The organism is Paenibacillus baimaensis (assembly GCF_025567575.1).
In genome coordinates, this window is record NZ_JAOQIO010000098.1 from 73867 (window position 1) to 87937 (window position 14071).

Sequence of the window (14071 nt, forward strand, 5' to 3'; positions counted from 1 at the left end):
AATCCAATCGAAAGTCCTTTATATTGGACTCCACCGCTTCATAGGGTTCGAGGCTTGTCCAAGATTTGGCGGGGTACCCATTATATCGTCGCTTGAACCAGCTAAGTTTAGTGGTAAATGTTGACATGGTTTTCATGGTATTGTCGACAGAAGTAAGAATTAGGATTGTAACTGAAAAGTCAACATGATATGATAGTAAAAACAGTATTGAGAACAAAGTTCATTATGATGAACAGAAGGAGGATTTTATGGCAAATACAAGTATCATCTTACGGGTAGAGTTAGCACATGATTTGGTAACTTTTGGTGATGTGGCTGCAGTTATTAGCCGTGCGGGCGGAGATGTAACTTCGATTGACGTTATCCGTGTCGGCAAGGAATCCTCGGTTAGAGATATTACGATAGATGTGCAGGATTCGATTGAGGCTGAAGTCGTTCAAGCCATTAAGGACCTGAAAGGGATCACACTCATCAACGTGTCGGATCGTACCTTTCTTGCTCATCTGGGTGGTAAAATTTCTGTTCAACCGAATATGCCGATCAAAAATCGGGATGACTTGTCCCGTGTATATACACCAGGGGTAGCCCGTGTCTGCACCGCTATTCAAGAAAATCCACTAAAGGCTTATTCCTTAACTATCAAAAGAAATACGGTAGCTGTTATTACGGACGGCACGGCTGTTCTGGGGCTGGGTGATATTGGACCGCAGGCTGCTGCTCCGGTAATGGAAGGGAAAGCGATGCTGTTCAAGCAGCTGGCTGGTGTGGATGCGTTCCCGATCTGCCTGGACACGAAGGATACAGAGGAAATTATTCGTACTGTGAAAGTGATCAGTCCTATCTTTGGCGGTATTAATCTGGAGGATATCAGTTCGCCGCGCTGCTTCGAGATTGAATCCCGATTGGAGAAGGAACTCGATATACCGGTATTTCATGATGATCAGCATGGAACAGCTGTAGTCATGATGGCTGGGCTGATTAACGCGCTGAAGGTTGTGGACAAGCCAATTGAATCCATACGTGTTGTAGTCAATGGAATCGGGGCTGCTGGTGTATCGGTTTGCAAAATGCTGCTCGCGGCAGGGGTTAAGCGCCTTGTGCCGGTTGACCGTGATGGTGCGATTGTCCGCGGTCAAACCTATGATCAACCGATGTGGCAATGGCTTGCTGAACAACCTCAGGTTGAAGATATTGCTGGCGGCTTGGACAAGGTTATTCACGGGGCTGATGTATTCATTGGGGTGTCGCGTGCGGGACTGCTGAAGGTTGAGCATGTTCAGTCGATGGCTAATGATGCGATCGTGTTTGCTCTTGCCAATCCTCAGCCGGAAATCGATCCGGAAATTGCTCAAGCGCATGTTCGTGTGCTGGCAACAGGACGTAGTGATTATCCGAATCAGATCAACAATGTGCTGTGCTTCCCGGGGCTTTTCAGAGGGGCATTGGATTGCAGAGCACGCCGTATCCATGAGGATATGAAGCTGGCTGCCGCTCGTGCCATTGCTTCGGTCGTGAGCGATGATGAGCTGAATGAGCTTTATATTATCCCAAGTATATTTAACGATCATGTAGTAACCAATGTTCGCCATGCTGTTATCGAGGCAGCGATTCGTACGGGTGTTGCTCGCAGGATTCCACCAGATTTTCGTTAAAAGCGAATGATCTTTGATACAAGTGTTATCGTACTAACGGTAATTCGGTTGAAGTAACTCTAATGTAGAACAAAGCTTAAGCAGTCGGGAACCTCCGGCTGCTTTTTTCTGTTGGTTACAGATAATTCCGTCTGATTGAGCGATAAAAGAATGTTTTCAGTTTATAAATTGTGTTTAATAAATAATATTAAATGGTGATTTTAAGCGAGGTGATTCTTTATCGAATCGATGTATCATGCTGCTGGACTTGCCCTTTTGGAGCAGAGTGAACGGCTAGCCAGTCAAATTACGGAGATGCAGTATAAGCTTCAGCCCGAATTGTTGAAACGTTTTGGGGAGAACGGACGTAAACAAACCCTGCAGGATACCTTGTATAATCTGAAATATCTCTCTGAAAGCGTTCAGATGAAAAGTCCATTGCTATTTGCCAATTATATAACATGGCTGCGAACCTTACTTGCGGGACACAAGGTTACAACTGAAGAGATTGCCGTGAACTTGAGATGTATGACGGAAGCAATTAAACAACAGATAAAGCCTGAGCTGTGCGAGCTGATTGTTCCCATAGTGGATGACGCGCTTAAGCAGGTGTCCCTACCATTGGCAGAAAGTATGAGCCTGCTGGGCACAGATCATTATCTGGTTGACGAGGCCAGGCAATATACGGAGCTGCTGCTTCGAGGAGATCGTCATACGGCAAGTGCAATGATTATGAACATTCAGCAAAAGATTTCGATAGAGGATATCTATCTGCACATATTTCAAAAATCACAACACGAGATTGGACGACTGTGGCAGACTAACCAGATTAATGTAGCACAGGAGCATTATTGTACCGCGGCGACCCAAATGATCATGTCCCAGTTGTATCCTTACATATTCTCGATAGCACGCAATGGCAGACAAATGGTCGCAGCTTGTGTTGGAGAAGAACTGCATGAAATCGGACTGCGAATGGTATGTGATTTTTTTGAAATGGATGGGTGGGATACGTATTATTTGGGTGCCAATGTTCCGAAGCGTTCTGTCATCGACTCGATTGTAGACAGGCAAGCCGATATTATGGCGATCTCTGCAACGATGAGCTTTCATGTTTATCTGGTCAAAGAGCTAATCGATGATATTCGTAACCATGAACAATCGCGTTATACGAAGATCATTGTCGGAGGGCTTCCGTTTAATATTGATCCCGAGCTATGGAAAAACGTAGGTGCAGATGGACATGCCTACAATGCTAAGGATGCGATATCTCAGGCACGTGAGTTGATGAAAATAAAATGATAGCAGATTAGGGGGAATTGTATTCAACTTTTCACCACTTAGGGGGGCTTTAGATGGGAGAGAACCAGGTTGTTATCTCACTATTGTGCGACTCGGATGGACGGATCGTATCGATTATTCGCGATGATCTGGATATATCTTCAACCTTGGACGCCGGTAGTGGCGTATATTCAATATTTGATGAGATGAATACTGGCAAATTTCGCGAATTTCTTAAAGAGGTCAAGATCAACAAAGCTTTATTTAATTGGGAAATTAATCTGAAAATCGGAGATCGCACAGAACTGTTTTATTTTAATGGCGGCTTGTTTGAGGAAAGTATATTGGTCGTGGGCTCGAAGTATAACTCTATTTATTCATATTTCTACGATGAGCTGATGAAAATCAACAATCAACAGCTGGTGGCCCTTCGGGAAACGATCAAGAAGCTGTCTCAGGAAATGCTCTTGAAGATGGAGCAGAGAGCCTATGAGGAGTTTTCAGCCTTAAACAACGAACTGGTGCTCGTTCAGAGACAGCTGGCCAAAAGCAACATTGAGCTTAAGCTGGCAAGGAAAATGCAGAGCAGGCGAATCAAACCAAGAGCACCTTTCTGGCGACGATGAGCCATGAAATTCGGACGCCAATGAACGGCATTATTGCGATGGCCGAGCTGCTTTCCTATTCTAATTTATCGATTGCCCATAAAAAATCGATTTCGATCATTTTGGATTCTTCTAACATGCTGCTGACGATTATTAATGATATTCTGGATCTATCCAAAATCGAGGCGGGTCAAATGCGTATTCAGGAGGTGGAGTTTGATCTACGCGAGCTGCTGGATCTGATTCTGCAATTAATGATTCCACGTTCACAGAAGAGAGGCAACAAGCTCCACATACATATAGACCCGAGGATAGCTCCTACTTTAAAAGGTGACCCGGATCGAATTCGCCAAATTTTATTGAATTTGATTGGGAACGCTCTGAAATTTACGGATCAGGGTCAGATTGATGTGAGGGTGCGATTACTGTCAGCGTCTGACAAAAAGCAAAGATTGGTTTTTGAAGTTAAAGATACCGGAATCGGAATATCCGAAGAAAATCGCAGCAAGCTGTTCCAGCCTTTTTTTCAAGCTGATCAGTCTCGAACTCATAAATTCAGTTCAACCGGATTAGGCCTGTCCATATCCAAAAAATTGCTTGAGATCATGAAGGGTCGTATTGGAGTCGAGAGCACAGACGGTGTCGGTTCAACCTTCTGGTTTGAACTCGAGCTGGATATCGAAGCTTGTGCCAAATTACAGGGTGCTCCAGCACCAGAAGTTGTGACGCCGAGTCAAGACCTGTCTATTTTACTGAATAAAGATTTGAGCTTGCCGATTATGCTTGCGGAGGATAATCAAATCAATCAACAGGTTGCCCTCCTGCAGCTTAAAAAGTTGGGACTCACCCACGTTATTACCGTTTCCAACGGAGCCGAGGCTTGCGAGGAGGTCCAGCGACGCGACTTTTCCCTGATTTTGATGGATAATCAGATGCCCGTGATGAACGGGTTTGATGCCAGCATGAAGATCCGGGAGTGGGAGACTTCTCATGCCAGGAGTACAAGATTGCCGATAATCGCGACGACAGCCAACGCCATGCAGGGCGACCGCGAAAAGTGCCTTGGGGCTGGGATGGACGATTATATTACCAAGCCGGTTAATCTGGCCACCTTGAAGGAAGTTCTGCTAAAGTGGCTGCCGGAATTGCCGGCGTTGGAGACCGATTCGACTGAACAGACAGAAGCTGAGGATACCTTGCTGAATCTGTGTGTTATTCAGGAAATTATGAATTTGAACGATGACGGAGACAATTCGATGCTGGCAGCCTTGTTTCATTTGTATGGTCAGGATACACCGGATAAAATGAAGCTGCTGAAGCAATCTGTTGATGACAAGGATGCTGTTAATCTCAGAATTGTCGCTCACGATTTGAAATCAGCAAGTTTAAGCCTTGGCATGAATACCTTATCCAGAGCTTTTGAGAAGCTGGAGACAATCGGACGATCCAATTGTGTAACAGAAGCATGCATAGGACTGATTACAGAGGTTGAACAGCTGTACGCAGATACTTGTGATGCCTTTGAGCAACTCTTACTGGAAAATAACTGACCTGTCCCAATAAAAGGGTAATGAACACGCCAAAAGAGCAGGCTGCCGAAGCATCTGCTCTTTGTGTGTATCTGGGCTCACGAATAACTCAGTCGGAATGATGATTGGTAGGCATAGCTTCCGGAGAAGTCAGCCTATCGTAGAATTCAACATATTTGTCTTTATCAGAACTTGAACGTAGAGCCATTCCTGCACGTGGATGCTCGTTCAATACACCAGCGACCATGTAAGGAATAATGTAGCCCCACTCCACTTTTTCGCGCATAGGGATCAAATGTCTTTCGATTAAATCCAATACGGGACGAATTTCGTATCTTGGATTTTTCAAATAGCTTACCAACAACTCAGTTGGGCAGTTACCAGCGGCGCGGCCCATACCGAATACGGAAGCATCCAGAAATTCAACCCCTTTGGCAGCTCCAACCAATGTGTTGGCGAATGCAAGCTGCATATTGTTGTGCATATGAAGACCGAGCTTTTTATTAGGAAGTAAATTCTGGAATTTGGATACCATATAATCGACATCACGATTGTCCATGCTGCCATAGGAATCGACTACATAAACGACATCGACAGGACTTTTTGCGATATCTTCAAAAGCTTCTGTCAATTCATTTTCCATAACGTGAGAGAGAGCCATAATGTTAATGCTCGTCTCGTAGCCATAGCTATTGAACTTGTTGACCAGTTCCAGCGCCTTGTCCACATCTTTGATATAAGTAGCTACACGGATCATGTCCAGATGGCTTTGCTCACGAGGTAAAATATCATTCTCATCAACACGGCCAATATCGACTAATGCAGACAGTTTTGTATCGGTTTTTGTTTTAATAACTTCCTTAAGGAAATCCTCATTCAAAAAGCGCCAAGGACCAGCATCGGCACCCTTTAACAGCTTAGCCGAATTTTTATAACCAACTTCCATATATTCCACACCAGCTTCGCTCAAGCCAGCATACATGTCCTGAACCATTTTCACGCTAAAATCCCAGTTATTGACGAGTCCCCCGTCACGAATCGTACAGTCCAAAATTTTGTGGTTAAGATCTTTTGTCATCCGAATTTGCTCCTTTTCTGTCAGTGCGCCGTTAGTCAGACCGCAGCGGTCTGCTTCATTTTTCTTTAACGCTTTTTGGCTTTTAAGCGGTAAAGTAAATTCCCTATATTTAATATGCCATAGTATAAACAATCTTGTCAATAAAAACAATCCGGCTTCACCGCGAAGCCGGATTGTTCGTTGCATATTTATGAACGATGATGAGTGCTATGGGGTTTTGATCAGGGTATATTTACCGATCAGAGGTAATGGCTTTATTTGTCCATTAGCCGCATTAATGATACCCAAGATCGTCAGTACGAGTGCACCCAGATTGGCAATGGGTACCAGAATCAAGTTTAGGAACGGAATAGCTCCTAATACAAGGTTGCAAGCAATACAGACCAGCAGCAGCAGTAATCCCTGATTGGCATGGTACATGGCAAATCGTGATTGCTTGGCAACGATGAGGGGCAGGAAGAAAATAATGTAGGCAACAATACCAATAACTTTGTTCTCAGCGGCATCGGCTGGATCAACAGGAAGCTGTTCAGATGAACGATTAGGATCTTCAGACGGTGATGACAATATTTCCACCTCTTTCTTATAAATGTTATATACTGTTTGTTTATGTTTTGTAACCATCGTATGCAAAATTGAAACAGCATATGTTCATTTTATTTGGAATATCTTCTTTTTTCAAGGGAAATAATAGTAGGTATGGCTAATAACGGATTTTCCCAATTGGAAAAAGGACAAGTAGCTGTTATCAATCAGATACCATGTTGTTGGTAAGTGAGCTTGGGTGAAAAAGATTTACCTCGGAAAACAAAGTTGTACCTTCCCTAATTTTCGTTGCCAGGGTAACACTGTTTCTCTAGACCCACACGAGAATCGTTTGTTATGATGGACATATAGATAACGAGCATGTTTTCATCATGGTCTGGAGGAGTGTCAGAAGTGAACGCATATGATAATCTGAAGCAGGGTGAGAAGGGCGCATGGATCAGTATTGCTGCGTATATTCTTTTATCCATATTCAAAATCAGTATGGGCTATATAACGGGCTCTGAAGCGTTGACCGCTGATGGTATTAATAATACAACTGATATTATTGTGTCTCTGGCTGTGCTAATCGGTCTGCGTATTTCTCGTAAACCCCCTGACCACGATCATCCGTATGGTCATATGAGGGCAGAAACGATTGCTTCGCTGGTGGCTTCCTTTATTATGTTTGCTGCTGGTATTCAGGTTATCATTCAATCTGTGCAAAGCTTGATGTCAGCTGAACGCCAGGCTCCCGATATGCTCGCGGCATGGGTTGCTCTCTTCTCGGCTGTCGTGATGTGGGGCGTATATATGTATAATAGAAAACTCGCCAAACGTATAAACAATCACTCGTTAATGGCTGCGGCTATGGATAACCGTTCAGATGCTTTTGTCAGTATAGGCGCAACGGTTGGTATTATCGGCTCTAGATTCGGTTATCCGATATTGGATACGATAGCTGCATTTGCCGTAGGACTGATCATATGCAAGACGGCATGGGACATATTTTCGGAGGCAACACATGCATTGACTGACGGCTTTGATGATAAGCGGTTGAAGGTGTTTCAGGAAACGGTGCGTGAAACTCCTGGAGTGAAGAGTATCAAGGATATTCGGGCGAGAGTCCACGGCAGCAGTGTGCTGCTTGATGTAGTGGTGGAGGTAAGTGCAGAACTGAGCGTAGAGCAAAGTCACCATATAAGTGACGAGATCGAGCAGCGCATGCATCAGCAGCATAGTATCGATAATGTGCATGTACATGTAGAACCGTACTCCAACCTAAAAGAAGAGAGCTAGCTCCTCGTGAGGGCTTTGGCTCTCGGGATTTTAGCGATACACATGAGCTAGCTTGTCCGTGAATACAATAAGAGCTTCAGCAGGATCGAATCAGATCCGGTTGAAGCTCTTATTTTTATGGAAGATATTGCTGCACGATGTTTACGATCTTCCCGTTCTTAACGGTCAAATGGTATGGATACTCATGGATAACGGCGTCTTTGCTAAAAATAGCTTTGAAATTGTTCAATGTTATCGGTTCATTCCATACAATCTGAGCTTCCTCAGGACTACCGTTTCGGTTATAAATTTGCATCAGAACCGTTGCATCGCGCTGAATTTCAAAAGTTTGCAGTTTAGTGTTATCATTAACGATATAGTAGCCGCTTGGTGCACCCATCTGCCCGAATTCAGGCTCTCTTTGTGCAAAAACAGCATCAGCTTCCTTACCTTCATACCATTCGATATCATCAACAACGATATAGGTCTTTCCATTATCCGTATACATATCCTGAATGTAAGCAGGGTGGGTATCGCTGCTTTTGGCTACAGGGGCATAGTCTCCGTTGGTTTGTGCAGAAGTAAGGCCTGACATGATCAAAGATAATAAAGAGGTAATCAGAAGCGTTCGCCACATTTTTTTCATTATTATTCCCCTTCGCACACTGGATACTTATCATTAACGCGAAATAGGCGATTTGAAACGCGCAAGTCTTAACAAGAGAGGAATCAATGCCATGCTTTTTTATATCATTGCTGCTATTGTAATGATTATTGACCAAGCTTCGAAACGTTTGGTTCGCTTATACATGGAGCTTGGAGAGTCGATACCTGTTCACCGGCTTTTACAATTCACTTATATTGAAAATGACGGAATGGCGCGTGGCCTATTTCCAGGATATGCACGCCTGTTTGCTTTGGTTGCCGTCTTATTTGTTGCAGGGATCTTGTATTATCGCAAAAAAGGCGAGCTTCGCGGAACGCTGATGGACATAGGCACTGGATTTATGGTTGGGGGTGCTGTTGGCAATGCGATTGATCGCATTGTACTGGGTACTGTCACTGATTTTTTGGCATTTGGTTCAGGCCGAGGTGTGATGAATATTGCTGATTTGGCAATAAATATAGGGGTACTCTTTATGATAATAGCGATGATTCAAAATTATGTCTCACAAAAAAGCAAGTCTGAGCATGTGAATGAGGGCTAGAAGTGCGATGAAGATGGAGTGAAGCAGCCCAATAATGCTGGAGAAGCACTTGTGATCGAAGATCAGAAGGATATTGGGCCGCTAAGCTAAATGAATTCACCTTACTCGCTACACCTTTTGCAAGGAAAGTGAAGCGTGGGTTCCAGCAGTATGTCCTGTAGCAAAAGCCGCCGATATGTTGTAACCACCCGTATAGCCGTGGATATCAAGAATCTCACCGCAAAAATACAGTCCGCTCATTAGTTTTGATTCCATAGTTTTCGGATCTACCTGCTTAAGATTAATACCTCCACCTGTAACAAAGGCTTCTTCGATGGACAGCGTCCCATTCGCTTCAATAGGAAAAGCTTTGATGAACTTGCACAATTCAAGCCATTGCTGCTTAGGGATATTATCATAGGTAATGTCTTCCTTTAGCTCCGCTTTGTGCAGTAAGAGAGGAATAAGCCGTTCGGGCAAAGCCGCCTTTAGTACATTTTTGATCGCTTTTTTGGCGTCTGTCCGGGCTAAGCCGAGCGTGTAGTCATGGACCTCTTGCAGGCTCTGCTCGGGAAGAAGGTCTATCGTTAATGGTATGGTAGGTGTACCAAATTGCTTGAGCGCCTTAACAACAAATTGGCTGCATCGTAACACGATAGGACCGGATATGCCAAAATGCGTAAAGATCAGGTCGCCTTCATGCTCGATGAGCTTTTTCCCCTTTGGATTCCATACGGATAGTGTGACGTTACGCAGGGATAGTCCCTGCAGCTCTTTACTCTTTATGAAAGGTTCCTTGGAAGTGATAGGCACCTCGGTAGGGAATAGCTCAGATATCGAATGTCCCGCATGCTCGGCCCATGGATAACCATCACCAGTTGAACCTGTTTGCGGCACTGACTTGCCTCCTGTAGCGACAATGACGCAAGCTGCGTGAATCAGCTCTCCCGAATGCAGCCGCACACCTGCTGTTCGTCCTTCCTTGTACAGGACTTCTGCAACAGGAGCATTCGTCTGAATATGGACGCCTTGGCGCTTCACCTGATTGATCAACGCGTCGACTACATTTTTGGCCTTATCGGTAACAGGAAACATTCGACCTCGGTCCTCTTCCTTCAGCTTAATTCCAAGCCCCTCAAAGAAAGTGATAATGTCTTTGCTGCCAAAATGGGTAAATGCACTATATAGAAAACGCCCGTTACCAGGAATGTTCTTGATCAGCTCATCAATATCCTTGTTATTCGTAACGTTGCATCGACCGCCACCCGAAATTCCGAGCTTTCGCCCTAGCTTGTCACCCTTGTCAATCAATAATACCTTCGCGCCGTTACCGCTTGCTGCAATACTTGCCATAAGACCGGCTGAACCGCCGCCGATAACAATTACATCGAACTTCATGAATCTAATCTCCCTTTGGTTAACAACCTCCGTTGTTTTTTCCATATTCTAATAATGATATATACGATCAGAGCGATCGCAGGCAACCATAACAGCTGTAACCCGTACCGCTGCACCAAAAGTGCCAGTTGGGGTACATGATCTCCTGCAACGTAGCCTAATGTGAAGAATAGCAGTGTCCATACGAATCCGGTTGAGTATGAGATAAGGGCGTAACGTCGAAAGGACATTTTATTCAAGCCCACAAGATACGGAATGATATGGCGAACTACCGGCAGAAAGTAGCTAATCGCCAGTGCGTATGAACCGTAACGGGCCACCAGCCGCTCTGACTTGTCTACATATAAAGCAAGCTTTTTTTTGCGACGCATTCGGTTCAACGCCGGTGTGCCAATCCATCGTCCTATGACATAACCCAGCGTCAGTCCTGACACAACCCCCAAATAAGTCAGTAGAAAGGCAGGAATCGGCAAGAGTAGACCGCTTGCGGTCACGGCTCCACCAGTCATGACAATACCTTCATCCGGAACAGGCATCCCAACAATTCCTAGCCATAAAGCAAAAAATAATGCCACATACCCATATTGTCCAATCATCGTTATCAGCGCTTCATAAGTCATTCTCAAGCTCCATTTCTCCATTAGGCTCAAACTAAATATACCAATAAAAACCTCGAACAGCAAAAGTGGTAAAATCCTGGCTATGCCACTGCTGAATAAGGGAATTCATAGCATGGGAACCAATAATCGCCCAGCCTGCTGACGTCCACCTATGTCCATACTAATTGCAGGGGAGGACTGCTATGAAATACCTTATTTACGGGATAATTGCGGCTTTGTTCATGATGATCTGTGTCTTCACCTTACAAATAGGTGGGAAGGGCGTAGCGGCAGTCTTGTTACCGCCATCTTCAGCAGCTGCAGCTGTAACGTCATCAGATAAGATTGCGTACTTAACCTTTGACGATGGACCTTCGCAAAGTACTTCACGCATTTTGGATATTTTACAGAAAGATGGGATCAAGGCTACATTTTTTGTTACAGGAAAAACCTCGGACTACAGTAAGCAGATGCTTCATCGAATTGTAGATGAAGGGCATACGCTCGGCAATCACACGTATTCACACGATTATAAACGTATTTATGCTTCGGTAGGGGCCTTTAAGGCTGATGTTGATCGGCTGAACCGATTCTTGGAAGAAACCGTAGGGGTCAGGCCTAATATCCTTCGTTATCCCGGAGGATCCAATAATCATTTAAGCTGGCGATCAGGTGGCCGTCATATCATGAGTGCTATTACCCGCGAGATGTCATCTCTTGGCTATCAGTATTTTGACTGGAATGTAAGTTCTACTGACGCAGCAGCGGTCACTCAGAGCAAGGAAGCGATTGTGGAATCGGTTAAAAGCAACAGCAGCGGCAAAAAACAAATTATTGTACTTATGCACGATATGGATGTAAAGACGACGACAGTGGAAGCACTACCGGAAATTATTTCCTATCTGCAGCATTCTGGTTATCATTTTGATGTGCTGGGCAAGGATTCTTATACCTTTCAATTTCTGCGACCAGGAAAAAGCTAACCGAAGATTATGGCGAGCGTACAAAGAACCTTTGCTTTCCAACCTTGCCGATGTATAATGGGAGTTAGAATAGTTTTTATATCATTATGTTAGTAAAGGAGATGAGCTAAGATGTCGATGTCATTTGAATCGTACATGAAAGATATGGTCCAACCGATGAGAGATGATTTAACCCGAATCGGAATTACTGAGCTGCGTACGCCGGAGGAAGTTGTTGAGAACCTCGCAGACGTAAAAGGTACAGCTCTTGTTGTCATTAATTCCGTATGCGGATGTGCTGCTGGTCAATGCAGACCAGGTGTAGCCAAAGCATTGCAAAACGAGGTGAAACCGGACCATTTGTTCACGGTATTTGCCGGTCAGGATAAAGAAGCAACTGCCAAAGCACGTGAGTATTTGGCTCCTTATCCACCATCATCACCATCAATCGCTTTGTTTAAGGATGGACAGCTTGTTCATTTTATTCAACGTCATCAAATTGAGGATCGTTCCGCTGATTTAATCGCTAACGACCTGACAAGCGCTTTTGAAAACTACTGTAAGTAGGAAGCTGTTTATCCAATAAACGCTTCCGATATACGAAGACTCCCCCGGCCTCAGGATTCCCTGGGCTGCTGCGGGAGTTTTTTTGTAAAAATGGATAGGGAGAGGTGGAGAATCATGAATTTGCAGCAGGAAATTATCGCTAAGCTGGGTGTGAAACCGACTATACAGGTGGATGAGGACATTCGCAAACGGGTTGACTTTTTGAAGCAATACATAGAAAATGCCGCTGTCGATGGGCTGTTGATTGCGATTAGCGGAGGTATTGACAGCGCAGTGGCAGCAGGATTGTGCAAGCAGGCCACCGATGAGTTAACGGCGGAAAAGGGAAGAGAGTACAAAACGGTAGGCGTGTTTCAGCCTTACGGCGAGCAGTCGGATATTACAGACAGCTATGCGGTAGCGGAAGCCTTCGGATTAACCTATAAAATCGAGACGAATATCGAAGAAACCGTCAATGAAATCGCACTTGAAGCCGAATATGGGCTTAAATCGATCGGTATTCATCGTCATCTAAGTCGTGCGGGCAAAGGCAACGTAAAGGCAAGAACGCGGATGGTGCTGCAATATGCATTGGCATTCGATTTGAATTTACTTGTGGTTGGAACCGATCATGCATCGGAGGCGATCACCGGATTTTTCACGAAGTATGGAGACGGTGCCGTTGATATTACACCATTGAGTACATTAAACAAACGACAAGTTCGACAGCTAGCAGCAGTGCTGGGTGTTCCGCAAAGTGTGCTGGATAAAGCGCCAACGGCTGGTTTATGGGAAGGACAGACGGATGAGTCTGAGCTTGGCATCTCTTATGAAGACAATAGCGATTATCTGGAGGGCAAAGAGATTTCTCCTGCAGCCAAGGAGAAGCTGGAGAAGCAATATCTAAAGACCGAGCATAAGCGAGTAACTATTCCGGGAGTATAGCATTACACTGGATAAGCATGCTCATCACTCACCACATTTGTAGCTCATCGACATAGAAAGCATGGAAGAAGGTTAAAGCTTCAATGATTATAGGCATTGGAATCGACTTAGTCGACATCGCCAGAGTGAATAAGATTATGAAGGGCGACGCAGGGGAGCGGTTTGCTGTTCGCGTGCTGACGCCGGGAGAGCGGGAGTTGGCCTTCAAGCGGCAGGGTCGCCTTGCCGAATTTATTGCCGGCCGCTTTGCCGCCAAGGAGGCGGTCAGCAAGGCGCTGGGCTGTGGTATCGGCAAGCAGGTGTCGCTGCAGCATATTGAGGTGCTGCCGGATGAACGCGGCAAGCCGATCTGTACGGTCGATCATGCAGCCTTACAGCGGCTGGAGCTTGATCCGGCTTGCACAGTCATTCACCTCAGCATCACCCATACCGATTCGACAGCAATGGCATATGTGATGGTTGAGAACAGAGGGCAACTCGCATAGCAGTTGGCCGTTCAACGAAGCC

Annotated in this window: 15 protein-coding genes; 10 read left to right on the plus strand and 5 right to left on the minus strand. The window is 45.0% G+C overall.

Annotated features, from left to right (window positions below; genetic code table 11):
* Window positions 1–248: 248 nt before the first annotated feature.
* The 4 genes from OB236_RS28565 (at window position 249) to OB236_RS28580 (ending at window position 5067) form a co-directional block, all read left to right on the plus strand.
* Window positions 249–1652, plus strand: coding sequence for an NAD-dependent malic enzyme (locus tag OB236_RS28565; RefSeq protein WP_262686961.1), 1404 nt, complete (start codon window positions 249–251; stop codon window positions 1650–1652).
* Between the two features lie 255 nt (window positions 1653–1907).
* A complete protein-coding gene (locus tag OB236_RS28570) occupies window positions 1908–2933 on the plus strand; it encodes a cobalamin-dependent protein (RefSeq protein WP_262686962.1) in 1026 nt (341 codons plus the stop codon).
* A gap of 53 nt (window positions 2934–2986) precedes the next feature.
* Window positions 2987–3538 carry a hypothetical protein gene (locus OB236_RS28575; RefSeq protein WP_262686963.1) on the plus strand — a complete coding sequence of 184 codons (552 nt, stop codon included), beginning with the start codon at window positions 2987–2989 and terminating at the stop codon, window positions 3536–3538.
* Window positions 3535–5067, plus strand: a complete 1533-nt coding sequence (locus OB236_RS28580; protein ID WP_262686964.1) for an ATP-binding protein — start codon at window positions 3535–3537, stop codon at window positions 5065–5067. Before OB236_RS28575 ends, OB236_RS28580 begins: the two co-directional genes overlap by 4 nt.
* Window positions 5068–5155: 88 nt before the next feature.
* Here the strand turns inward: OB236_RS28580 and OB236_RS28585 are convergent, their stop codons facing one another.
* Together OB236_RS28585 and OB236_RS28590 are read right to left on the minus strand one after the other, a co-directional pair.
* Window positions 5156–6124 (minus strand): aldolase catalytic domain-containing protein, encoded by a 969-nt coding sequence (locus tag OB236_RS28585; RefSeq protein ID WP_240417944.1) that lies wholly within the window; start codon window positions 6122–6124, stop codon window positions 5156–5158.
* 207 nt (window positions 6125–6331) lie between these two features.
* Entirely contained in the window at window positions 6332–6691 is a 360-nt protein-coding gene (locus OB236_RS28590; RefSeq protein WP_317259393.1) for a DUF4870 domain-containing protein, read from the minus strand.
* A 372-nt stretch (window positions 6692–7063) separates the two neighbouring features.
* On the opposite strand from OB236_RS28590, the gene OB236_RS28595 reads away from it, so the two are divergent.
* Window positions 7064–7948, plus strand: coding sequence for a cation diffusion facilitator family transporter (locus OB236_RS28595; protein WP_262686965.1), 885 nt, complete (start codon window positions 7064–7066; stop codon window positions 7946–7948).
* A gap of 115 nt (window positions 7949–8063) precedes the next feature.
* On the opposite strand, the gene OB236_RS28600 is transcribed toward OB236_RS28595, so the two are convergent.
* Window positions 8064–8573, minus strand: coding sequence for a hypothetical protein (locus tag OB236_RS28600; RefSeq protein WP_262686966.1), 510 nt, complete (start codon window positions 8571–8573; stop codon window positions 8064–8066).
* 91 nt (window positions 8574–8664) lie between these two features.
* Here OB236_RS28600 and lspA point away from each other — a divergent pair, with 91 nt between their 5' ends.
* Window positions 8665–9135, plus strand: a complete 471-nt coding sequence (gene lspA, locus OB236_RS28605) for a signal peptidase II (RefSeq protein ID WP_262686967.1) — start codon at window positions 8665–8667, stop codon at window positions 9133–9135.
* A gap of 108 nt (window positions 9136–9243) precedes the next feature.
* On the opposite strand, the gene OB236_RS28610 is transcribed toward lspA, so the two are convergent.
* Both OB236_RS28610 and OB236_RS28615 read right to left on the minus strand, forming a co-directional pair.
* On the minus strand, window positions 9244–10512 hold the full coding sequence (locus OB236_RS28610; protein ID WP_262686968.1) for a BaiN/RdsA family NAD(P)/FAD-dependent oxidoreductase: 1269 nt from the start codon (window positions 10510–10512) through the stop codon (window positions 9244–9246).
* Window positions 10509–11132 (minus strand): DedA family protein, encoded by a 624-nt coding sequence (locus OB236_RS28615; RefSeq protein ID WP_262686992.1) that lies wholly within the window; start codon window positions 11130–11132, stop codon window positions 10509–10511. Before OB236_RS28615 ends, OB236_RS28610 begins: the two co-directional genes overlap by 4 nt.
* Before the next feature lie 182 nt (window positions 11133–11314).
* Between OB236_RS28615 and OB236_RS28620 the strand changes: the two genes are divergently transcribed.
* The 4 genes from OB236_RS28620 to acpS all read left to right on the plus strand — a co-directional run bounded on the left by OB236_RS28620 (window position 11315) and on the right by acpS (window position 14049).
* Complete coding sequence (locus tag OB236_RS28620) at window positions 11315–12094, plus strand: polysaccharide deacetylase family protein (protein WP_262686969.1); 780 nt, start codon at window positions 11315–11317, stop codon at window positions 12092–12094.
* A 111-nt stretch (window positions 12095–12205) separates the two neighbouring features.
* Window positions 12206–12640 carry a BrxA/BrxB family bacilliredoxin gene (locus tag OB236_RS28625; protein WP_076230329.1) on the plus strand — a complete coding sequence of 145 codons (435 nt, stop codon included), beginning with the start codon at window positions 12206–12208 and terminating at the stop codon, window positions 12638–12640.
* A gap of 114 nt (window positions 12641–12754) precedes the next feature.
* Window positions 12755–13564 carry an ammonia-dependent NAD(+) synthetase gene (nadE, locus tag OB236_RS28630; protein WP_262686970.1) on the plus strand — a complete coding sequence of 270 codons (810 nt, stop codon included), beginning with the start codon at window positions 12755–12757 and terminating at the stop codon, window positions 13562–13564.
* 83 nt (window positions 13565–13647) lie between these two features.
* A complete protein-coding gene (acpS, locus tag OB236_RS28635) occupies window positions 13648–14049 on the plus strand; it encodes a holo-ACP synthase (RefSeq protein WP_262686971.1) in 402 nt (133 codons plus the stop codon).
* Window positions 14050–14071: the final 22 nt, after the last annotated feature.